Here is a 21610-nt window from a genome sequence, read left to right on the forward strand (position 1 = left end):
CACGCTGCGGACATCCGTCCTTGACCCGGCATTCGCCGGTCACCCAACATTCGTTGGGTCGTGAATACAGGAACGTTAGGCGAAATTGCGAAGAGAAAGGAAGAAACTTTATGGAAAAGCATGTTAAAGAGCTTTTTACCTTGAAAGTGCTTAATGAGGCGGCTCAAAAGTTTAATATTGTTGAATCAAGTCTTCAAGATTTAGAAGGATTTCAAAACTTTGTTTATTTTGGGAAGTCAAATGAAACAAGTGTTGTTCTCCGGGTAACACATAAATCACATCGAAGTGAAGAAGAGATTTTATCTGAAATTGATTTTATTAATTACTTGTCTAAAAATAATGTATCTGTTTCAAAAGCTGTGAACTCTATTGATGGGGGATTTGTAGAGAAAATAGATAATGGGGAATTTTATGCAACTTCTTTTGAGTTTTCTAGTGGACGAAAGGCTAGAATTGCTGAAGAAAGCAATTTGTTCTATCAAAGAGTTGGTAATTATACAGGAAGAATGCATAATCTTTCAAAGAAATTAAATCCAATAGATGATTTAAACAGGAGACAATGGCATGAAAAAGAGTTCCTTATCAATATGAAAAAGTATTTACCCGCGGAACTTTCTTATGTAATTGACAAATACGAAATTCTGAAAAATGAACTCAGCCGGCTTCCCAAGAATACTGATTCATATGGAATTATCCATGGAGATTTAAATCATGGGAATTATTTGTACATAGACGATGATGTAGTCTTTATTGATTTTGATGAAGCCGAATACAGTTGGTTTGTTAGTGATATTGCTATTCCTTTATTCTATGAAATTCCGATCCCTTGGGTAGTAGATGGAAAACAAAGGTTAGAGATAACCAAGAGGTATTATTATAATTTCATGGATGGGTATGTAAAAGAAAATACAATTGATAATGCATGGTTGAAATTAATACCTGATTTTATTAATCTTAGACAGTTTGGAGTAGTTTCAGCGATTTATAGAAGTTATAATTTTCATAATTATAACAACTGGAGTGATTGGGACAAGGAAGCATTGAAATTTTATTTGAATAATATCGAGAATGATATCCCTTATATTGAAATGGATTTTTGTAGGTAGTTCAATGCGGCATCGCCTAACATTATATTCACCCTTCGGGGCTTACGCCCTTTGGTCGTCCAGATGTATAATCATAGGAGATAACCCGGACGACACACGAGCCGACCTAAGATAAGAGTTATCTAAGGTCGGCTCGCGTCGTGAATACAGGAACGTTAGGCGAAATCTAAAAAAGAGGTGAATGATTATGTATTTAATTTATATCAAGTCGTTCGTTAGTATTTCTGACTCAATCGCTGAATTAATTAGAAAGCAAATTGAAATTAATGAAAAAGAAAAGATCAAAGCTAAAGAAAGATTAGCGATTTGTATGTTTCTAATGTCTGATTTAAATGATGAAGATCATCATTTAGAAAACATAGAAGAAAATTTAAAAAAAATTTATGATCCAGAATATATAAAAAAGATTTCTGATTTCCAGTCTTCTAATTTAAGAGGAGTTACTAATAAAGATAAAAAAAAGAACCAATGGTTTGATCACATTAATGAGCAAGGCTATTGGAGAATTTCAACATCAGGTAAAGAGAAGATTAGAAAATATTTTGAGAAAATAGGAATAATATTTATCAGATCTAATTACACAGAAGAGCTAATTGAGTACGTTGAAGATTCGAATGGACTTATAGAATATATTGGAGAGAAAAAATATAGAGACAGTCGCATCAAAGTTAGAGAAGGTCAACCTAAATTTCGTGCGGAACTCATGGATGCATACTCTCAGAAATGTTGTATAACCGGAGAAGAATGTATACCTTTACTTGAAGCAGCTCATATTAGAGGTCATATTAATAAAAATTCTAATAAACCCTCGAATGGTCTACTACTACGAATTGATTTCCATAAACTTTACGATAAAGGTTTGTTATACATTGATAAGAATTACATTGTTCACATTAGCTCAAAAATAAAAAATGAAGATTATAAAAAGTACGAAGGAGTAAAAATTAAGCTTCCAAATAACAGAAGTTATTATCCTAATAAAGAATTATTAGAATCTAAAAGAGAATTTTTCGAAAAATTAATATAAAGATTTAGACATCGCCTAACATAATATTCATGCTGCGGACATTCGTCCTTGGTCCGGCATTCGCCGGACACTCGACATGGGTCGAGTCGTAAATACAAGAACGTTATAAGAAATCGGCGTAAAGAGTAAACCCATAATTAATGCAAATACATAGGAGTAAATCTATGAATTACAAATATAGTCTATTCAACGAGGATGGCAGTTTAATTATCGGACATTGCGATAATATTGCTGGATTGTTAGAAACGAACATTAGTGAAACTGCGGATGAGGATTACTACGATCTCAGTTTTATTAATTTTCATTTCAGCGCTGACTTTAAACAGATTTGCTCAAACGGAAAGTATCCCATAAGTAATATATACATACTTATTTTAGATCATTGTAGTAATAAGATAGGTGATTATTATTTTGTATTGAATACTAAGAAAGTATTTACTTCTTCAGATTTAAAAGATGGGCGAGATGTTAATATTGCTGGTTATCTTCCAATTGCTCTTTCTATGGAAATTCTAAGACTCTGGGATCTTGGTAGAGAGTTAAAACAAAAGAATATTTGGTCTCAATTTACTAACCACCAGCGCGAGATCTGGATGGAGATAATCAGAAATCGCGATAATTGTTGTAAAATCTCCAGTAATATTCAGGACATTAATCAAACGTATTATGTTGATGGTCGACATATCATAGATAAGATTTCTTTTTATTTCGCGCTGGGTGAATCCATCAATGGCCCTGGAGGTTATTTCGGCGGATGTCTGGACAGCTTGTCAGATTGCTTGTGCGGAGATTTTGGTGTGAAACCACCTTTTACGATTGAAATCAATGGATTCGCTGATAAATGCGAAATAATTGAGAATATTTTTGAATTGCTTAACGAACATAATGTTACAATCAAACTTTAAAACAAAAAAAGTGATTTTTTGAAAGTTAATCGAAGAAGACACCGACATCTTATAACATAATATTCACGCTGCGGCTCCGATGGAGCCTTGGTCTGCTTGAAGGAATGCGGAGAAGCAATTTCAGCAGACAATCCCTGTGGGGTTCATGAATACAGAAACGTCATGAGAAATAAAATTAAAGGGGAAACCAAGAGTGGGAAAAAAAACTAACTATATTTCTTGTGGATGGGTCAGAAACAGGGCCTAGAACAATTGAAATCGGTAATTGGTCAGGTAAGGCTTTATATTCACAGCGTTCTTCTTTGCCTAAAATCATAGAGCGACCCGAATTTAATAGACCAGGAGTCTACATTCTAAAATCTTTACCTAACAACGACAACTATAATGAACGCATATACATAGGTGAAGCAGAGAATCTTAAAAAGAGATTAAAGCAACACTTCAAAACGACACAACACATTTAAAAATTGAGGATGAGATTAATGGACGAGAAACAAGATAAGCTTCTTCGAAAGATCTGGATTGTTATTCGTTATCTCCTTTTATCGTTGGATTGATTGTGTCTATAAACGTGGTGGATATTTACTATATCAAATGATTGGATCGGATTTTATGGCACCATTATTGGCGGATTAATAACCTATTTTAGTATTTACATGAGTATGAAAGGTGTTAGAGGACAATTAACGACCCAAAAGGAAGCAAATGACCTAACAAGGTATCAACTTAATAATGAGAAAATTAAGATAGAAGAAGAGCGAAGATTGAGCGTTAGGGCTTACATAAATGAATTTTCTGTGGATTCTAAGGGGGCAATTAGCTACTTAGCTGTTATGTTTGATGACCATCGATTAGAAGAGCATACTTATCAAGATGATATAATATTAAACATTAAAAATATTGGTCTAGGACCAATCATATCCTTAAAAGTTATAGTTATGAAAAGTTTTCAAGCTGAATTCTTGACACCATTCCATGAAGAAACTAAGTCTTTAGAAAAAGATGGAATAATGATAATAACCATTAGCTATATGCATAGTCAATCATTTTTGAGTAACAATCAGCAAGTCATATTAGAATACTAAGATATCTTAGATAACTTGTATACTCAAACCCTTTACATTTACTGTCCTGAAAAAGGATTAGAAAAAACAATAATAAACAATATTTCAAAACAAGAACTAATTACCAGTGAGAAGAAGATCAATTGATCTAATACAACAAACCTGGGTCTTCGTATAAAATAGTATTCAAGCTGCGGGTGGTCCTGTATTCGCCGGACAGCCAGCATACGCCGAATCATGAGAAAGGAATATTATCATAAAGTTATCCTATTGCCTGTTCTTTTGCCTATTATTTTGCCTATTATTTCTGCTACCTATACAAATATATTAAATAAATATACTAATGATTTAACTACATTTTTAACAATATTTTCTATATTGTTGATAGTTATTTTATTTGCATTCATTTACGACTTTGTTTAGATTTATTTACGATGATTTTATCAATGGAGATTATTAAAGATATAAGACTATAGCAAATGACTTGCGAGAATTACACTTTAAATTATTATAGTTTTATATTAGAAAAAGATATTCAAAGTTTTTTTTATAAAAATATTCGAAATAATAGAATTTAAGGGGCTAGATTATGAGAGAGATTAAATTCTATTCAAGAAATGACTTGGCAAGTGGGTTTGTCTTAAAAGAAATCGAAAATTATCTAATAGAGGGTAGAGCAGAAAAAGAAGAACTAAATATTAATGATCTGATTGAAATATATAATATAAAACAATATTTTAAGCATAAGCTATACCTCCTTACTTGGACTTCGAATGAGATAGAAAACTATGAGAAGCAAGTTAATATTTATTTCAAAAAGATTGGACGTTTTTTTCATTCCATTAACAGTGAAAACCTAGCAGATTTTTATAATAAATTGGAAATAGAATACAGAGAGGATTTTTGGGCACTTTTTGAAAAATTCAAAGTATACGAAAGAATTACTGATTTAAGCTTTAATCAATTTTTAACCGAAAATAATATTTGGCTATATCAACTATTAAGGCACAAAACGTTATTTGAACACTTTGGTAATGTTATTAAGGAATATATGTTGAGTGATCATTCAGTAGCAGAACTACTGTTAGATGAATATGAAATGCAACATACAACAGATAAAGAAAAGTTGAATTTCCCAAAAGAGCTAACATACTTGGATAAAGAAAGAATCATTCTTAATTACATTAATAGCGAAAGTCCTAATTTGAATTATTTGCGGCTTATTGTGAATGTACAAAGTAATAAAGACAAACTTCTGCTCTCACCGAGAACTATATTAACCGCGAAAAAAAGAGTAGAAAAAGAAGAAGAAAGACTTTTTCCTGAAGACTCGGGGATGCTAGTCGAAACTACCGTAGGTTTTTCTAAAAATCAGGAAGAAGTTGTTATTTCTAATATAGATGGGCTTTCAATAAAGACTATGTACAGTACAAAATGGTTTGAAAACAATACCGATTATGGAACACTATTAAATAACTTTATATATTTATTCGAATTTGTTGATTATCAAATGAGATGTAACTTTGTAAACAAACCTAATCAAATGGGGGTAATGGAAAAAATTCTTTATTCTCGTTCTCGAAATGCTTATTTGACAGGAATGGTATTTAATCAAAAGGATTCATTATCTTTATTACAAACAAACTGATATTATAATGAACTGTCTAGCCTAGGAGTGCGTATTGAGTTAGTAATTGAATGGTTTTTTAAAGAATACTTGCGGAATGAGTTCTTAGTATCAGATTTTGATATTAATATGCCATCAAATCACTCTACATTACTCGAGAAGTGCACTAATATAATGCCAGCGGTAGAGTCTGTTCTAAAACAATTTATTTTATACGTTGAAGAAGGTATAGTTGATTTCGATTTACTTGAAATACGCTCTGAACATCTTATATATAGCAACATTCCTTCACTAGTAAATAAAAAGTATGCTTATGGTAAAGGCGAGGAGTTTGACTACGCATCTTTTCTCTTTTTTTCTGATCAAAGTGGACTTGGCTATAGTAAAAAAAATCAGAGTAGCTACAATAACTACTTTGAATTACTATGCAATCAACCTCTCAAGTTAGCTGATTATCCAGAATACTCTCATAGCAAAATTGAATGGTTGATTGAAAAGAACTATCTCAAGAATAATGAAGAAGGATTCATTGTTTTTGAAGATGAGTCTGTGGTTTTGGTAATAAAAGATTTATATATTAATGAGGTAGTTAACTATTGGCGAGCTTCACTAAAAATGAGAAATGCTTTGGATAAACTTGAAACAAAGAATGTAGTTGTTTTTGAAAGTTCGTTGTTGTCAAAACCTGAGCAAGAGTATGTAAATTATACGCTTAATAAGTCACAGTTTAACAACGGATTGGATTTAAGGAATAGATATAGCCATACTCAACCTAAAAGTACTGAGAATGATAAAACGCACGAGTATAACTATATGATCTTCCTAAGATTATTGATTTTGTTTGTGATAAAAATAAATGATGATTTTTGTATAGAAGATATGTTATCAAAAAGAGAAGCTAAATAGATATTTAAATGCTTTGGTAGATTTAGCTCTTTGTTCTCAAATGATTAGTACAAAGTAAAAATCAACTAATAGACTCATTCAACAATTGAAAGGTAGTATTTAAACTTTCTTTAGTCGGTTCAACAATTTACTTTCTTGAGGAAAATAGAGAGCTTCTAGAGAATGCCTCATATCATTGAGAAATCTTCGTATATATCCGTCCCAAAAGCAATGGCCTGGGAATAAGACAATCAGTATTAAGTTGCCTGTCGAGTTTTAGGCAGGCTTTTTTAATGCATATAACAATCGGAAAGATGGTAAAAGAGTGGATATTTTCGTGTGTATAATCAAATGCATTCGTTTACAGGAAATTAAGGTTTAAATACATAAAATTAGAAAATAATTTATTCTTCCCCAAGCAAATACCCCACAGAAACCTCCAAAGCTCTCGCAATCATTACTACTTCATAATCCTGAACAAGACGATACTGACCCTCTAAACGTGAAAGACTGGTCTGACTGATGTCCAAACCCAATGTTTGCAATCTGGCGAGAAATTCTCGTTGTTTGATGCCCTTACTTTTACGAATAGATACGACTCGTGAGCCGATAATATTTTTGTCACCAGGTGGTTCTTGTCTATGCTTCATTATGTGCACCTCTCATTTCAACCAAATTGTATGAGAAATAATGGTTGTTTTAATGTGGATATCGAATTAAAATAAAATAAACCGATAATCGCATTAAAAGTCACTGCTCACGTCTAGCATTAACAAGACATGACGCAGTTTAGACCCATCAGAGAGGTGGATGTATGATCCGGTTGCTTGACTTATTGGAAGAGGAACGGCGCAAGCTTAATCAGCTTGGTGAGGCATCCTTGAAGCAAGCGATTCCGTTGTGGGAGAACCCTGAGGTTCAGGAACAGAGCCGAAGGGTGGACGAACTGGTGGCACGAGTTAGTGAAATGAGGGCGAAGCATAGTCGAGGGGTACGATGATGAGCGAGGTACATAATGCGTAGGGGAGGAGAAGCAATGGATTTTCCACGGTGGTTGCAACGAGCGATTCAGGCAAGGCTGGATGAGGTGTCTTCTCGGATCGAGCAAGATCCTGAACTGAGTCGAGTACGTGGGGGAACAGACGAAGCATTTGAAGTTTTGTTTGCAGGTAAAGATGTCGAGCAAACACCTGAATATACCGAGTGGGAGAATCGTTATATTGTCAGCAAAGGCATAGAAAATGAGAGGTTGTATATGCAGGGACTACGAGATGGCATTCAGCTCACAGTATCCTTGCTGGGTCAGTCGATGCCAGAGGAGACCGATACTGAGGCTTGATCCACTAAGCGAACCCATAAGTCAGGGGAAGCTACCTCGAACTTAACTTAAAAACCGGAGCCGAAGCGTGAATCTATCGCTTCGGCTCCGGTTTTAATGCTCTACTTTTCCAAATTCTAAATTAAGGAGAGGAGGGATTTGAGTATGTGTTAAGCTTAAACAAACAAAGGCAGAAGTGAGGTATGGTTATATGAAAAAAAGATCTAAATACTTAATCCTGCTTTTTATGTTTATTTTGATTGTGTTAATTTTTTTTTTTAAATACCAACAAAAATAGAGCCAATGAGCCAGTGGTTAATGGAAATATCATTCACGTCAAAAACTTTGATCTGGATGCCAAATCAACGAATTTAAAGACAATGACACAAGGATCGATATTCGTTGAGAGTGAGAAGCAGCATATTGATCATATCAAAATAGTAGCCCATGTAGAGATTGACCCCGCTGACTGGGGTGGTGTTGCATTTTATATCCCTGATCAATGGAGTGTCTCCAGTATCACCAGCAGTTATCCTGAACATCAATCGAAGTTGAAGCCTGCTGAGTATGTATCCACCTGGATGAATTCTTCTGATGACTCTTCATGGGGAACGATGATTGAGATTGGGAGAGAACGAAATTACATAGCAAATGGCGGAGGTAGTGGAACGATTGTGATCGAATTAATTCCGGATAAAAAGGGGAAGTCCACCTCTGAGTCGATTGGTATTGAGGTCGGATCAGAAGAAAAAAATGATCAAAGAGTTATGGGTACAGATTCTGTTGAAGTTCCTGTATTTTAAAGTGCTGGGTAAACTAGATACAGAAAAACAAGCCGAAGCGATGGCAATGCACGCTTCGGCTTGTTTTTTTATTCTTTTATTTTGACCCATGTTACTTCTTCAATTCTTACTTCGCACTCACAGACTTAAACCATTCATTCACTTCTTGCGTGATCTGATCTCCGCCATTGGATTTCCAGTTGGCGACGAATTGGTCAAAGGCATCAATTGGCAAATTGCCATAGATGATTTTGTTGAAGGTTTCCATCTCGGACTGGCGGAGCAGGTTCCATTTGGATACCATGGTTGGTGTGGCTGCGCCAGTGAAATAGTTTTGTTTACGGATGTCGATCTGGGACATAACGACTTTACCTGCATACCAGTTTTCCGGTTTGCGGAATTCGGCCATTTGTTTCTCGTAAGGTGTTTCAGGCTTCTCGCCGTTGGCCAGCTTCACGAGTGTTTTCATGTACAGATCCGGGATACGTGCTGGGCCGGTCAGGAAAGGGAATTCGTTGGAGAAGTCTTTGATCTTCTCTTTGTCACTGGTCGGTTGTCCGTCAATGATATCCCAGTCGTAACCTTTGGCGAAGCCGTATTCATACTCACTGCCCGCAGCCGGGTTAGCCAGGTTATCGAGCAAGTAGTTGTAGTACAGGAAGATGGCTTCGGGATGCTTCGCATCCTTGTTGATCATGATACTTGCGTTGACACCAGAGTTCTGCCACTTTGTACCGATCTTGCCGTCTGGGCCAGCTGGAACAGGGTAAGCTTTATACTTTGAGCCAGGTACGTTCTTCAGCAGGTCAGGTGCAGGCCAGTCCGGTACCCAGTTGGCGCCAGGCAGAATGCCCGCTTTGCCAGCTGTCCAGCTCTCAGCGGATTTGCCTTCGTCCCACAGAGCGGAGTCAGCGTGGATATAACCTTTATCCATCCATTCAGCCAGCTTGGCAAGGGCTTGTTTGGCACCCGGGTTAACGGAGCCGTACTCGAGGTTGCCGTTTGCGTCTTTGTTCCATTGCTCCTCGATTGTGCCGTATGCACCGAACAACCAGTCGAGCTGACCCATCCAAGTGTTGGTGTTATTTTTCAGCGAGATCGCCAGCGGGAATACTTTGTCTGGAGACAGACCGTCCGGGTTCTCGTTCTTGAATTTGTCCATGATGTTCTCAAGGTCTGCGATGGTTTTCGGAGCTTCCAAGTTCAGCTTCTCCATCCAGTCCTCGCGGAGCCAGAGCAGTGTATCGTCGTTATCGGTGTACTCCATGATCGGCATGTTGTATTTCTTGCCGTCCTTGGTGAACGGATACCACAGTTCAGGATGTGCTGCTGCGTGATCTTTCAGGGTCTGACTCGCGTACTTGTCGAACAACTCATCGATGGCGATGAATTGACCGGAGTCGATCAGCTGATTAGTCAGTACCGCATTGGTGGGTACGGATACAAAATCAGGCAGCTTTTCGCCAGAGGCGATAGCCAGTTGCAGTTTTTGTCTGTATTGATCGTCATTGGCCGGATACCAAGTATCTTTATGCTTCATACCCAGCGTTTCCAGCATCCAGCGATCGTGCACGTTATTTTCTTTGGTATCTCCTTGCACGTATTTCTTCGGCATTAATACCGAACTGAACTCGATGGGTGGGTCGTATTTTCCTTTAGCAAAAGCAGCTTCTGCTTCAGCTGAGCCGACAGTTCCCGGCGTATTATTACCATTGTCACTGGCTGTCTCGCCACTGCCGCACGCAGTGATCGTGATGAGCGTGATAACCATGAGCAGTGACCACCATGTTTTTTTGAATTTGATCATTGTTCAATCCCCCTACGGTGTATGATCTTTACAATGTAACTGTACCAATTTGGGCGGGAGGGCATCTATATGAGTTTGTTAGTTTTGATAGGACTCTATTAGTGAAAGTTCAAAAAATTCGGTTTTCAGTACCGAGAAGATGGGATAAAGCTAGAAATGGAGTAGCGGAGCGTAGGGAAACTACGTGAGCAACTACAATGTTTCCAAAGGAAACATACTTCGTAAGCCTCCCGCTTATTTCGGCTGAATTCCATATTCGATGCTGATGATGCCGTGAGGCATCCTTCGTAATCAAAAGCCGATTTTTTGAACAACCTCTAAAATGTTATTTATGCTGGTCTCTGTACTCTTGCGGCGTAACGCCGAATTGACGCTTGAACACTTTGATAAAATAAGCCGGGTCCATATAACCAATCTCCACGCTGATTTCGTACACTTTTTTGGTGGTCGTGACCAGCTTGTGGCAGGCCCGATCCATGCGCAGGCGTGAGATATAATCACTGATGCCTTCGCTCGTTTCGATCTTATAGATTTTGGACAAATGGGTCGGGTGCAGATTGACATGGTCAGCCAGCACACGCAAAGACACATCCAGATGCAGGTTCTTATCTGTAAAATCCTGAATCTTCTTCACATACTCGGAACGGATGTCCTTGATCTCGTTGGACGTGCCTTCCTTGAGTTTACTCAGCACACTAAGCGACCATCTCCGCAGTTTGCTGATGGTAGCGAAAACTTCCCCACTTTGCAAATCCTCGACATCATTTCCCATTAAAGTGGTCAGAGTCAGCTTGTTCCGATGGGCAATATTGGTGAATGAAGCCGTAATGAGAAAACCAGCCTCCATGCAATGCTCCCATGATTCCGACCATTTCTCATCCAGCTCTGCGCAGACCGCGCGTATTTTCTCTTCCGCTGCATCCCACTGTCCGCTCTCTAGCAAACTAATAAAGGTGGGCGGGGTATACAGTACATCCAAGGGACCTTGTGCCGCAGGTGTCTCGACATCGCTGACACGCATGACGAATTCGCGTTCGTCGCCAACAATCTGCCGGAAGTAGGCGGAAGCCTGACGGAAACGATCGTAAAGCTGATCCGGAAAGGTGAACCACTCGGTGATAACGATGGAGAGGGAGCCTTTCAGAAACTGTTTTACTTTGGATTGAAGCTGAATCGACAGCTTCTCCAGAATGGTTTCTTTGCCAATATCGCCTTTCCGTTCTTTCAATTGAAGCAAAAACACGAGATATCCGTGCTCCTCCTTGACGCCCCACACTTCCATAAACTCACCCATAATCTCTTCCGCCATATTGATGATCGCATATTCGATCAGGGTCTGATCATTGCTGTCGTAGTGTCCGAATTCTTCTTCCAAACGAACCAACATTAATGCGGCATCCCCGGTATGAAAGGGCAGAGCGTAATTGGCTAGTTTCCGATTCCATTCCGCAGCGGCGATTCGTTGTCCCTGTAACGCCCCAAGAAGCAGTCGTCCCTGCAAATGGGGGAGATTCTCTCGCAACGTAAACTGCGTTCGTGTCAGTGAACTGACAAGTTCCCATTCGTTGTTCAATTGATCGATGGCCTTCTGAACAGCCCCCATTAATTCATCGTCTGTCGGTGGCTTCAACAGATAGTCTACAGCTTCAAACTGGATGGCTTTTTTGGCGTAATCAAATTCGGAATACCCGGATAACAGAATACATTTTATTTTTTTGTCCCGGATGCGGATGCGTTCGATCAGTTCAATACCTGTCATTTCAGGCATCTGAATGTCTGAGATCACGATATCGATGGGGTGGGTGTCGATCATTTGTAGTGCTTCGTGTGCCGAGTATGCTTTATGCACATGTTCAATTCCCAGCGTATGCCAAGGCTTGGTCATGGACAGGTTATCGACCCAGTGTGCTTCATCGTCTACGATCATCATTTGCATGGTGTATTGTCTCCCTTGGTGGTTGAACCCAGACAGCTGTACACTTGCCACTCCGATGACAGAATAACCTTCCGATCGCTGTTACCCCCAGATTTATTGAATGAATTTAATAATGTGTAAATCTGGTGATAGCTTATGCTTCCGATGTAGCTTTCTTTCAGAAAGCTTTCAGGCAAGCACTCCGTTTCTTCAGGTTTTTTCTGTCCTCTGCGTTCACGTGTACATGATCTTGTTCAAAATTAAATCGTCAATTTATTGTTTGTATCGTATCAATTCGTATCGGTATTATCTTTATCGGAATCTGTATCCTCTTTTGGTATCTCCCAGATGATTTCGGTTCGGAATCCGCCAAGTGGGGATGGGCCGAATAGGAGGTAGGAGTGACTGCCGAACAGGTGCGTGATTCGTTGGTACGTATTCCAAAGGCCGCAGCCCATTTCTTCTTGTAAAGGTTCCTGCATCTTCAAGTTTAGCGCTTCGTATTGTTCCGGGCTTAAGCCTGGGCCGTCGTCGTCGATGTATATTCTGCCAAAACCATTCAAGCGCTCCCCGGTAATTCGGATTTCCCCGGATGAATAGGACTTCGCCACACCGTGTATGACGGAATTCTCCACCATCGGCTGAAGCATTAATCGCGGTACCGACTGGGCAAGCATATCCTCAGGGATATCAATGTGATACTCAATGCGACCATTACGCAGCTTCTGGATATCCAGATAGTTGATCAGCAGCTTGATCTCTTCTTGTAGCGACGACGTCTCCCGTTCCATACGGGTGGTGTAGCGATAATACGCACTTAGGTTATGCGCCATGGAGACGACGGCTTGCTCGTCCTTCATTTGGGCCATGTTGATGATATAACCAAGACAATTATATAGGAAATGCGGATTGATCTGCGCCTGTAATTGCTTCAGCGTAGCTTCCCGGGCTCTAATTTTCTCATGGAACACATTCTCGATCAGATCTTGAATCTGATGGGACATATCGTTGAATCGGCGGAACAGGAATGAGAACTCATTCTGGTTTTTGCTATACAGTCGGACAGAATAATCCCCTTGTTCTACACGGCGTAAACCTTTGATCAGCTTTTTGATCGGATATTGAACATTTCGGTACAGCAGGATTGACGCAGAGATACCCACCACCAGCAGTAAAATCATACAGGTGTAGAACAGATTCTGACTGAGCGAGATGGGTTTCAAAATCTGATACAGCGGGATGACGTCAACCAGATGCCAATCCAGATAGCTGGACTTCACGGAGCTAACCAGATATTTCTTTCCGTTCAGTTCGACCACGTCCTGTGTGGTATCCTCTGGCGAGTGCGTATCCAGATACTGAGTGAGTGCTGCGGATAACTGTTTGTCCGCGCTGCGATTCAGAATGGGTGCATTTCCTTTGTGATATAAGAAAGGATCACCTTGTCCGCCTGCTTTATACGTATCCAGCATATTCTGAATGTTCTCATAGCTAAAGCTGGCTTCAATCACCAGATTGCTTCCAGTGAGCATTCCTGGTTGGGCAAGGGAGTCCGTAAAGAACCAGTAGAAGGATTTCATCTCATCTTGTGATTCGGCACTTTGGTCCCCATAGGTCCATTGTCCGCTCATATTTTTTTTCAAATACGCCTCATCATATCCGGTAGTTCGATTGTAGTTGGCGATGACATCCTCATTCTGCTGTGAATACACCGCATATCGGGTAGGCCATATATCGGTAACGCTCGTCTGAAGCGTCATTTTCTCCTGAATCACATAACGGGTCTGCATCCGGTCATATCGATCATCCCACATGTTCAGGCCGTTGAAGGCTCTGACATTGGGGTCTCGGGAGAGAATTAGGCTGAAATCCATCATCTGATTGATTCGGGAGTCGATCTGACTGGACAGAAACGTGAGCTGTTTTGTGTTGGAGATCTGCAGTTCTTTGCTGACGACATCATAGGTGACGTTATTCGAGTAGGTGTACATGATTAGAATGGGGATGAACAAGACCACAATTAACAAGTTTATTTTGGCAAAAAGACTGAATGGGGATCGAGTCTTGCCTGGAAATAGGTTTAAGCGCTTCCATATATGCATAAAAAGTCTCCTTCAAATTCGTGTGTAAACAACCTCTTCTGATGATACCCTAACAAAACACTATCAAGCCTAACAATGTTATATAGCAGACCTCAGAATGGCTTGATACTATTTATATCAGAGAACCCGATCACACACAAAAACTTTTTTTGGGAACAGGAGAAGCGCTATGGAGGCTAAATTGGAGGGTAAGCGGATCCCGCAGGCAAACGTTGGGAACAAGCTGGATAAAAAGAGAAAAAAACGCTACAAACAGCCATGGATTCTGCACTTTATGGTGTTGCCGGCGGCCATTATGGTCTTTATATTTTCATACATTCCGATGTCCGGGATTTTGATGGCATTTCAAGATTATAAACCTGCACTGGGATTTTTTAATTCCGAATGGGTAGGACTGAAACACTTCAGGTACATGTGGGAAAATGATTATTTCCTGCAAATTACGTGGAACACGTTGTTCTTTGCCTGCTCCAAGATTGTCATGAACCTGATTATTCCGTTTGTATTCGCCTTATTACTTAATGAGGTACGGAAGATGGCGCTGAAAAGAACGATTCAAACGCTTGTGTATCTTCCTCACTTTCTGTCCTGGGTCACGCTATCAGGCATTCTGATCGACATTCTGGCCCAGACGGGTATTGTCAATCAGTTCTTGGTATCCGTATTCGGCATCAAACCGATCTTCTTCCTGGGGGATGGCAGCTGGTTCCGCTTCACAATTATTGCGAGTGATGTCTGGAAAGAGTTTGGATTCAACACAATCATCTTCCTCGCGGCACTGTCTGGCATTAACCCTGCACTTTATGAAGCAGCTGAAGTAGATGGGGCAGGACGCTGGAAACAAACGATGTATATTACCATCCCGGCACTGATCCCCATTGGGATCGTAATCGCAACCTTGGCACTGGGTAATGTGCTTAACGCCAACTTTGACCAGATCTTTAACTTATATAGTCCGTTGATTTATCAACAAGGAGATATTATCGATACGTTTGTGTACAGAGAAGGTCTGCTTAGTGGGCAGTTCAGTTTCGCTACCGCTGTGAATCTGTTCAAATCGGTCATCAGCCTGATCCTGATTGTGATCTCGTACCGACTGGCTTACCGATTCGCCGGATATCGAATTTTCTAGAAAGGATGACAAACGAATGTACCATAAAACGATGCCTTACCGCATATTCAGCATATTCAACAATGTGTTACTGACCATCCTTTCACTGCTCTGCTTGCTGCCTTTGTATCACTTGCTCATGGTATCACTTAGCGCATCTGCACCTGCAAATGCTGGTCTCGTAACGTTCTGGCCGATTGGATTTACACTGGAGGCGTATGCCAAGACGTTCGCCAATACCAACTTCCTCTCCTCCTTATGGGTATCCGTGGAGCGGACGGTACTGGGTACAGGACTTGCGTTAATCGTTAATACGATTGCAGCCTATGCGCTATCCAAAGAGACGCGGGTGTTCCGCGCACGTAACATCTATCTGTGGTATTTTGTCATCACGATGCTGTTCAGCGGTGGCCTCATTCCAGGGTACATCCTGATTCTGAAGCTGGGACTGATGAACACATTGCTGGCCTTGATCCTGCCGGGATTGGTTGCGGTATTTAACATCATTCTGTTGCTGAATTTCTTCCGTACCGTTCCGAAGGATCTGGAAGAAGCGGCATTTATCGATGGCGCAGGGCACTTTAAAACGTTTATCAAAATCTATCTGCCTGTCTCGGTACCCGTTATTGCAACGGTTTCACTCTTCATGATGGTTGGGCATTGGAACGCGTACTTTGACGGGATTATCTACATCCGTGATGCGGAAAAACTTCCACTCGCGACATTCATGCAGACGATCATCGTGCAGGCCGATATGTCGAAGCTTGATCCAGAAGCGGTGAAGAACCTGTCCCAACGGACCATTCGGGCTTCGCAGATCTTTATCAGCGCGCTGCCGATCCTGCTTGTGTACCCGTTCCTGCAACGTTATTTTGTAACCGGGATCGTGGTTGGTGCTGTTAAGGAGTAGTTGAATGTAGGGAATGAATAGGATTGCAAAATGGAGTCACTGAACTGGGGAAGGCCAGGGAGGTGGCTTCTTTTTGGTGTAAATATTTTCAATCCTATTAATTTGTTGTAAGATAGTACCAATTCATAAAGAAAGTGAGGTTAATCGTTTTGATACCTCCATATGTTGTAGACCTCTAGGTACGTTACTACTCATACCTGATTCTAGGTAAATCTAAAGTGCGTGCCGGGGATCTTATTGTTCAATGATAACGATGAAATGCAAGCATGGGAATTGCAACAGCTAGACAAGCACTTGGATACATGGAAGAGAATTAAAAGAGATTTCGACCCCAGAATCAAGAAATTAAATGAGTATCGAAATCACAGAAAAACCAAGCATTACTATAATAATGAGGTTAAGGACATTCGAGGACTCACCCAAAGAAGCTTTCGAAAACAATTCAAACAGAACATGCTTCTTGAAGAATTTTATCGTCCAGTACCTCATGATTATCGAACGTATGGTTGGTTGTCTTACTAAGTTGTCTTAAGTTACTAAAATGGAAAGAGAGAAGAAATTCTCTCTTTTTCTTTTGAAAGAATGATGGACAAGAAAAAGAGTACAGGCTACTTATAAGGGACATGAATTTTAACACGGAGGAGCAAAAATCATGATCGACAAAGAATATTATGTAAAGCTTAGTCAAGAGGCAAATGAGAATTATACGTTTTATAAGGAAGAGGCTGAAGCATCGATACATAGAAGAGAATATACCACTAGCAAGCGTTATGACATCTCTCTGTATTGGTATGCCCGCCAAGGTGAAATCTCTGGTGATATCTCAGATGAAGAGACGGATACATATTATGAGTTTGATAAGGATGACAGAATTAGAGTCTCGGCTTGTGATGATTTAATTGATGGGTATGCTTACATTACTTATGAAGAAAATAAAATGACCACTAGAACATATGTGGATGGGATTTTGGATTCCATCAAAGAGTACTTGTTGCAAGGTGAATTGATCCATCAGTCAGTGGAGTATTTTCCGAGATTTGATAAATTAGAGGTTGAAGACTACATCTACGAGGGGAATAATCTGGTTCAAATATACCAACCTCAATACGAAAATAATGCTTATTTTGATCACCTTCTTCGAACCTATTTCGAATATGATGAGCAAGGCAATCTCCTGCGAGTGTTAGATGGGACCAGAGGTGTAATCTACGTAAGGATGCCATCTGAGGAAGTTTTAGTACTCAGAGAAAAGGTAAAAGAGGAACTCATTCAAGCTTTAAAAGAAATCGTTAGCGATCTCTGTGAGAATCAGTCAGGCAAAGAATATTGTTTTATGTCAATCTACTTGCATGATGAAGTGCATACGGTATATTCACCTATTTTCCATCCTGGCTTGCAAGAAGTAAGAGAAGAGCAAATAGAAGAAAATGATAATGATGAGGAAGAATATTATTACACGCTCTGGAATTCAGGAGATCATCCGATGAACGATCAACAAGAACTTACGGATCAACATTTAATTCAGAAACTTAGAACTCTTATTATATATTGGCGTAGCAACGGAGATTGGTGGGAGGAAGGCGTGAGCTTGTGGAAGGAAGTCGCGTATGCCCTTAATGAAAAGACGAATTGGTCCGATTATCCAATACTCACAGAGAACTTTGTTGTATTCGTCGAATGGGAAGCGATGGATGTTATGAGTGGAGATTTGCAAGAAAGCATCCCTCCAGCGAAGTTACTGAGCTTGCAGTCTGATCGCTTGGCTCCAACGGTTTAAAATAACTCGTAAAGATGGATTTCAAAGCTTTGCTATCTCTTCCAGAGCCGTTGCCTACACTATCCTACCCTGCTATAATTTCGATATATCTATCGTATTGGGGGTTATGACGTGGCAATATGGATAATGCCGGATTGCTCGTTCGCTAGAAAGCCTTATGCAAAGCCTGAATAGGGGCGGACTTTGTGTAGGGCGCGACAAAAATGAGATTGTTGCCCTGAAATCAATATCAACATAATGTTACATCCCGCAGGCTTTGCACCTTATTTGTTCTTCCAATAAAAATAAGGGGCTGAACGCCATGCAAACACCATTTATTCAGAATCATCAATTTAATTATATTCAAAAACAAGCTGATTTCCTGCTCAAAACGCTACGCTCGGTTGTGGATCGAAAAGTATTGGAAACCGTCCGTTATACGGTCGGCACCAATGCGGTGAGCATCTTCGATGAACTCACTCCAGAGCAGAAGCAACTGCTGGAGCAGTTATCCACGTATGAGACGACACATGAATTGCAGACGTATCTGAACGGGCTGGAATCATATCTGATTCCATATCCGCATGTATCAGCGAAGCAGATTCAGAAGTTGTTTCCAAAGGCCAAGAAGCTTAAAGTGCCGGATCTCGAATCCATCGATTACGCACATACAACCTATCTGAGATGGACTGACATTGCCACGAGTCGCTTGTTCATCGTGTACCCGCACAAAGGCAGGTTCCTCGGTATTGAGGGACGGATTACACCCACGAACAAAAAAGGGTATTGCATGTTCTGTCATCGTCATCAGGAGCTTGGATTCTTCAACGTGAAGACCAAGGCTCATTCGCCGGACAACTTTTCTTCCATTGCCCAGTACGTATGCATGGATAACACAGCTTGCAACCATAGTATTACCGATATCTCTATGCTGGAGAAGTTTCTTCTCTCGACAGTAAAATAATGCAAGACACACAGGCAGGGTCGCTCTTCGGAGCGACCTTTTTGCCGTGTTCAAGCGTAATGATTCGCCATTGAACGTACCACTAAACTTCAGAATTCATATTCGGGTCAGGGTCATACCTTTTTTTTATACGATCATGAAGTCGGAATATCGTTGGCATAGTTCAGTCCCAAGTGATGTGCTTGGTTCAGCAGTGCCTCATAATGCTCAGGCTTGGATTCCAACGTTTCATATAAATACTCAACCCTCGATTGGGACACCCCACAGTAATCGGCAATACCCACATTGAGCAGGTTGGCGATTGATTGACCATAGTTGCGCTTCTGCATCTGTTCTTCCGTCACACCCGAAAGAGCGATCCACAATATCTGCTGATGAGGGAGCTTGTTCGCGCCGTAGGCAAATCCGTTGTTCATGACACGATCCACATAACCTTTCAACATGGCTGGCAGATGCCACCACCAGAGAGGAAACACAAAAGCCACAGCATCGTGTTTCTTCAATCGCTTCATCTCGGTTTCAACCTCATGCGAGAACACCTGATGTTCTTGGGTATAGTCTGGTTCATCCATTTCTCGGAGAATTGGGTCGAAGCCAATCCCATGCAAATCCAATATCTCATAACCGTGACCGGCATCGGTAAGACCCTGTGCAAAACGTTGAGCTACCTGAAAGGTCAAGGAGTCTTTTCTTGGGTGGGATACTACAATGAGTACGTTCATCTTATCTTTCACTACCTTTCTGGAATGCAGTCTTGTAGCCATAAATCAGTGGCTGATGCTATTATAAACAGGTATGAAAACATCTGGAAGTACGCACTTTGATGTTCTATAGGAAGAATGAAGTGCCATAGGAACATCAAAGTACCCTAAATGGATGCCTCGAAATAGGCTCAAATAATTGAAAGAAGAGCAGTGAAATTTTATTTTCACTTGGGATACAGCCTGATTATGGAGGGGTTCAAAAATGACGGAACATGGAGAAACGAGCGCGCCAAAGAAATATAAAGTAGGCGTGGAAGCAGCCTTGGAAGTGATGGGCGGGAAGTGGAAGCCATTGATTATTTATCATTTAATGACCGGACGTAAACGCACGTCAGAGCTTCGACGATTAATCCCCGACATTACGCAGAAGATGCTGACAACACAGCTTAGAGGACTTGAAAAGGATGAAATCGTACAGCGAAAGGTATATTCGGAGGTACCTCCCAAAGTGGAATATGAGTTAACGGACTACGGCTGGGGACTTAAGCCCGCCCTGGATCATCTATGTTATTGGGGAGAAGAGCATCTGGATAAAATCCACGGGGATAGGTTTAAAGTATTGGAGGATTTCGATTCTCAGGAAAGTTGAAGAGAGGGGCACGAGAAGGTGGATGGTGCAGAGCACGTGAAACAGGCAGTTCCCATTCGTTGTGAAGGCGTGGCTGTAGTTCTATTGAAGAAAAGCCTCGATCAATACCGTGTACTGATGCTGAAGCGGGCTGGTCGTATGTTGCATAACGAGTGGTGTTATGTTGGCGGCGGGATAGAAAAGGGCGAGAAGGCATGGGAAGCTGCACTCAGAGAAGTTCATGAGGAAACAGGTATTACGGAAGTCAGGTTGTATTCTGCCAATCAATTCGAACAATATTATTCACCCATGGAGGAGTATATCTATACCGCTCCCGTATTCGTAGGATATGTGGATGAAAGCCAGGTTGTCCGGTTAAATCATGAACATATCGAGTACCAATGGATGACGTTTGACGAAGCTAAAGAAAATGCGGCTTTGCCCGGAATTGATGATATTTTGGATTTTGTTGAGAAGCATTTTGTCAGAAAAGTCCCTTCCGAGTGGCTTCGGATTAATGGTTAGAATAATTAGGAGTTGGAACTCATCACATACAAGACGATTTATCCAAGAGCATGGTTGAGCCTACTATGTATGTTGGTCATTGAAGCTATGTTTTTCAGAAATATTATTTATGATGAAAATGGTATTATGAAGTACTTCCTGATCGTTATATTGACCTTTATTCTCGGTTATATCGTTTTTCTGCTCTGGCGTTTGTTTTTCACTAGACCCAGTATTACGCTGGAAAGCGATCATGTGATTTCTATGAAACATCAGAGATATGATGCATCTCAGATTGAGTGTATTTATATGAATTACAGACGGATTGGCATCAAACTCTATGGTAAACGGTTAGTGCCGATGGATCTATGTTTTTATTTTCAACGAGGTCAGGAGTCTGCAGGCGTAGAAGCTGTGCATGAATGGGCGGCGCGAAACGACAAAGAGATCAAACACAAATTTTTTCAAACATTGGGGTAGAGCAGTGCGTTTGTG

22 protein-coding genes are annotated in these 21610 nt (G+C 40.4%); 17 read left to right on the forward strand and 5 right to left on the reverse strand.

Annotated features, from left to right (window positions below; all coding sequences use genetic code 11):
- Positions 1 to 110: 110 nt before the first annotated feature.
- From ACE04G_RS12990 to ACE04G_RS13020, 7 genes are all read left to right on the forward strand, one after another.
- Positions 111 to 1106, forward strand: coding sequence for a phosphotransferase enzyme family protein (locus ACE04G_RS12990; protein ID WP_449004201.1), 996 nt, complete (start codon positions 111 to 113; stop codon positions 1104 to 1106).
- Between the two features lie 187 nt (positions 1107 to 1293).
- Positions 1294 to 2133, forward strand: a complete 840-nt coding sequence (locus tag ACE04G_RS12995) for an HNH endonuclease (protein WP_449004200.1) — start codon at positions 1294 to 1296, stop codon at positions 2131 to 2133.
- 164 nt (positions 2134 to 2297) lie between these two features.
- Positions 2298 to 3038, forward strand: coding sequence for a barstar family protein (locus ACE04G_RS13000; RefSeq protein ID WP_449004199.1), 741 nt, complete (start codon positions 2298 to 2300; stop codon positions 3036 to 3038).
- Between the two features lie 221 nt (positions 3039 to 3259).
- The gene (locus ACE04G_RS13005; RefSeq protein ID WP_449004198.1) at positions 3260 to 3502 is read left to right on the forward strand and encodes a GIY-YIG nuclease family protein; all 243 of its coding nucleotides are present in this window, start codon (positions 3260 to 3262) and stop codon (positions 3500 to 3502) included.
- A gap of 198 nt (positions 3503 to 3700) precedes the next feature.
- Complete coding sequence (locus ACE04G_RS13010; protein ID WP_486094491.1) at positions 3701 to 4123, forward strand: hypothetical protein; 423 nt, start codon at positions 3701 to 3703, stop codon at positions 4121 to 4123.
- 568 nt (positions 4124 to 4691) lie between these two features.
- Positions 4692 to 5750 carry a hypothetical protein gene (locus tag ACE04G_RS13015; RefSeq protein WP_449004196.1) on the forward strand — a complete coding sequence of 353 codons (1059 nt, stop codon included), beginning with the start codon at positions 4692 to 4694 and terminating at the stop codon, positions 5748 to 5750.
- A gap of 153 nt (positions 5751 to 5903) precedes the next feature.
- Positions 5904 to 6635 (forward strand): hypothetical protein, encoded by a 732-nt coding sequence (locus ACE04G_RS13020; RefSeq protein ID WP_486094493.1) that lies wholly within the window; start codon positions 5904 to 5906, stop codon positions 6633 to 6635.
- 383 nt (positions 6636 to 7018) lie between these two features.
- On the opposite strand, the gene ACE04G_RS13025 is transcribed toward ACE04G_RS13020, so the two are convergent.
- On the reverse strand, positions 7019 to 7264 hold the full coding sequence (locus tag ACE04G_RS13025; protein ID WP_449004194.1) for a helix-turn-helix domain-containing protein: 246 nt from the start codon (positions 7262 to 7264) through the stop codon (positions 7019 to 7021).
- A 164-nt stretch (positions 7265 to 7428) separates the two neighbouring features.
- On the opposite strand from ACE04G_RS13025, the gene ACE04G_RS13030 reads away from it, so the two are divergent.
- From ACE04G_RS13030 to ACE04G_RS13040, 3 genes are all read left to right on the forward strand, one after another.
- A complete protein-coding gene (locus tag ACE04G_RS13030; RefSeq protein ID WP_449004193.1) occupies positions 7429 to 7614 on the forward strand; it encodes an aspartyl-phosphate phosphatase Spo0E family protein in 186 nt (61 codons plus the stop codon).
- A gap of 36 nt (positions 7615 to 7650) precedes the next feature.
- Complete coding sequence (locus ACE04G_RS13035) at positions 7651 to 7953, forward strand: hypothetical protein (protein WP_449004192.1); 303 nt, start codon at positions 7651 to 7653, stop codon at positions 7951 to 7953.
- A 290-nt stretch (positions 7954 to 8243) separates the two neighbouring features.
- Positions 8244 to 8735, forward strand: a complete 492-nt coding sequence (locus ACE04G_RS13040; RefSeq protein WP_449004191.1) for a hypothetical protein — start codon at positions 8244 to 8246, stop codon at positions 8733 to 8735.
- Positions 8736 to 8841: 106 nt separating this feature from the next.
- Here ACE04G_RS13040 and ACE04G_RS13045 read toward each other — a convergent pair whose 3' ends face one another.
- From ACE04G_RS13045 to ACE04G_RS13055, 3 genes are all read right to left on the reverse strand, one after another.
- The gene (locus ACE04G_RS13045; RefSeq protein ID WP_449004190.1) at positions 8842 to 10521 is read right to left on the reverse strand and encodes a type 2 periplasmic-binding domain-containing protein; all 1680 of its coding nucleotides are present in this window, start codon (positions 10519 to 10521) and stop codon (positions 8842 to 8844) included.
- 325 nt (positions 10522 to 10846) lie between these two features.
- Complete coding sequence (locus tag ACE04G_RS13050; RefSeq protein WP_449004189.1) at positions 10847 to 12457, reverse strand: response regulator transcription factor; 1611 nt, start codon at positions 12455 to 12457, stop codon at positions 10847 to 10849.
- Positions 12458 to 12726: 269 nt separating this feature from the next.
- Positions 12727 to 14538 (reverse strand): sensor histidine kinase, encoded by a 1812-nt coding sequence (locus tag ACE04G_RS13055; RefSeq protein ID WP_449004188.1) that lies wholly within the window; start codon positions 14536 to 14538, stop codon positions 12727 to 12729.
- Positions 14539 to 14707: 169 nt separating this feature from the next.
- Between ACE04G_RS13055 and ACE04G_RS13060 the strand changes: the two genes are divergently transcribed.
- The 4 genes from ACE04G_RS13060 (at position 14708) to ACE04G_RS13075 (ending at position 19279) form a co-directional block, all read left to right on the forward strand.
- Positions 14708 to 15670, forward strand: a complete 963-nt coding sequence (locus ACE04G_RS13060) for an ABC transporter permease (protein ID WP_372238352.1) — start codon at positions 14708 to 14710, stop codon at positions 15668 to 15670.
- Between the two features lie 16 nt (positions 15671 to 15686).
- Complete coding sequence (locus ACE04G_RS13065) at positions 15687 to 16559, forward strand: carbohydrate ABC transporter permease (RefSeq protein WP_017689839.1); 873 nt, start codon at positions 15687 to 15689, stop codon at positions 16557 to 16559.
- A gap of 652 nt (positions 16560 to 17211) precedes the next feature.
- On the forward strand, positions 17212 to 18336 hold the full coding sequence (locus ACE04G_RS13070) for a hypothetical protein (RefSeq protein WP_339307441.1): 1125 nt from the start codon (positions 17212 to 17214) through the stop codon (positions 18334 to 18336).
- Between the two features lie 301 nt (positions 18337 to 18637).
- On the forward strand, positions 18638 to 19279 hold the full coding sequence (locus tag ACE04G_RS13075; protein WP_339307443.1) for a FusB/FusC family EF-G-binding protein: 642 nt from the start codon (positions 18638 to 18640) through the stop codon (positions 19277 to 19279).
- Between the two features lie 134 nt (positions 19280 to 19413).
- On the opposite strand, the gene ACE04G_RS13080 is transcribed toward ACE04G_RS13075, so the two are convergent.
- On the reverse strand, positions 19414 to 20001 hold the full coding sequence (locus ACE04G_RS13080; protein ID WP_221823485.1) for an NAD(P)H oxidoreductase: 588 nt from the start codon (positions 19999 to 20001) through the stop codon (positions 19414 to 19416).
- A 244-nt stretch (positions 20002 to 20245) separates the two neighbouring features.
- On the opposite strand from ACE04G_RS13080, the gene ACE04G_RS13085 reads away from it, so the two are divergent.
- The 3 genes from ACE04G_RS13085 (at position 20246) to ACE04G_RS13095 (ending at position 21595) form a co-directional block, all read left to right on the forward strand.
- Positions 20246 to 20632 carry a winged helix-turn-helix transcriptional regulator gene (locus ACE04G_RS13085; protein WP_076209362.1) on the forward strand — a complete coding sequence of 129 codons (387 nt, stop codon included), beginning with the start codon at positions 20246 to 20248 and terminating at the stop codon, positions 20630 to 20632.
- Between the two features lie 18 nt (positions 20633 to 20650).
- Positions 20651 to 21136, forward strand: a complete 486-nt coding sequence (locus tag ACE04G_RS13090) for an NUDIX hydrolase (RefSeq protein WP_221822626.1) — start codon at positions 20651 to 20653, stop codon at positions 21134 to 21136.
- A gap of 69 nt (positions 21137 to 21205) precedes the next feature.
- Positions 21206 to 21595: a hypothetical protein gene (locus ACE04G_RS13095; protein ID WP_221822628.1), complete on the forward strand. Its 390-nt coding sequence runs from the start codon at positions 21206 to 21208 to the stop codon at positions 21593 to 21595.
- The last annotated feature ends 15 nt before the right edge of the window (positions 21596 to 21610 follow it).

It is taken from the genome of Paenibacillus sp. AGC31 (assembly GCF_057334655.1).

Excerpts from the sequence above, each read along its gene's own strand:
- ACE04G_RS12990 (WP_449004201.1), top strand. The coding sequence starts at position 111 with ATGGAAAAGCATGTTAAAGAGCTTTTTACCTTGAAAGTGCTTAATGAG.
- ACE04G_RS12995 (WP_449004200.1), top strand. The coding sequence starts at position 1,294 with ATGTATTTAATTTATATCAAGTCGTTCGTTAGTATTTCTGACTCAATC.
- ACE04G_RS13000 (WP_449004199.1), top strand. The coding sequence starts at position 2,298 with ATGAATTACAAATATAGTCTATTCAACGAGGATGGCAGTTTAATTATC.
- ACE04G_RS13010 (WP_486094491.1), top strand. The coding sequence starts at position 3,701 with ATGAAAGGTGTTAGAGGACAATTAACGACCCAAAAGGAAGCAAATGAC.
- ACE04G_RS13015 (WP_449004196.1), top strand. The coding sequence starts at position 4,692 with ATGAGAGAGATTAAATTCTATTCAAGAAATGACTTGGCAAGTGGGTTT.
- ACE04G_RS13020 (WP_486094493.1), top strand. The coding sequence starts at position 5,904 with ATGCCAGCGGTAGAGTCTGTTCTAAAACAATTTATTTTATACGTTGAA.
- ACE04G_RS13025 (WP_449004194.1), bottom strand. The coding sequence starts at position 7,264 with ATGAAGCATAGACAAGAACCACCTGGTGACAAAAATATTATCGGCTCA.
- ACE04G_RS13030 (WP_449004193.1), top strand. The coding sequence starts at position 7,429 with ATGATCCGGTTGCTTGACTTATTGGAAGAGGAACGGCGCAAGCTTAAT.
- ACE04G_RS13035 (WP_449004192.1), top strand. The coding sequence starts at position 7,651 with ATGGATTTTCCACGGTGGTTGCAACGAGCGATTCAGGCAAGGCTGGAT.
- ACE04G_RS13045 (WP_449004190.1), bottom strand. The coding sequence starts at position 10,521 with ATGATCAAATTCAAAAAAACATGGTGGTCACTGCTCATGGTTATCACG.
- ACE04G_RS13050 (WP_449004189.1), bottom strand. The coding sequence starts at position 12,457 with ATGCAAATGATGATCGTAGACGATGAAGCACACTGGGTCGATAACCTG.
- ACE04G_RS13055 (WP_449004188.1), bottom strand. The coding sequence starts at position 14,538 with ATGCATATATGGAAGCGCTTAAACCTATTTCCAGGCAAGACTCGATCC.
- ACE04G_RS13060 (WP_372238352.1), top strand. The coding sequence starts at position 14,708 with ATGGAGGCTAAATTGGAGGGTAAGCGGATCCCGCAGGCAAACGTTGGG.
- ACE04G_RS13065 (WP_017689839.1), top strand. The coding sequence starts at position 15,687 with ATGTACCATAAAACGATGCCTTACCGCATATTCAGCATATTCAACAAT.
- ACE04G_RS13070 (WP_339307441.1), top strand. The coding sequence starts at position 17,212 with ATGATCGACAAAGAATATTATGTAAAGCTTAGTCAAGAGGCAAATGAG.
- ACE04G_RS13075 (WP_339307443.1), top strand. The coding sequence starts at position 18,638 with ATGCAAACACCATTTATTCAGAATCATCAATTTAATTATATTCAAAAA.
- ACE04G_RS13080 (WP_221823485.1), bottom strand. The coding sequence starts at position 20,001 with ATGAACGTACTCATTGTAGTATCCCACCCAAGAAAAGACTCCTTGACC.
- ACE04G_RS13085 (WP_076209362.1), top strand. The coding sequence starts at position 20,246 with ATGACGGAACATGGAGAAACGAGCGCGCCAAAGAAATATAAAGTAGGC.
- ACE04G_RS13095 (WP_221822628.1), top strand. The coding sequence starts at position 21,206 with ATGTTGGTCATTGAAGCTATGTTTTTCAGAAATATTATTTATGATGAA.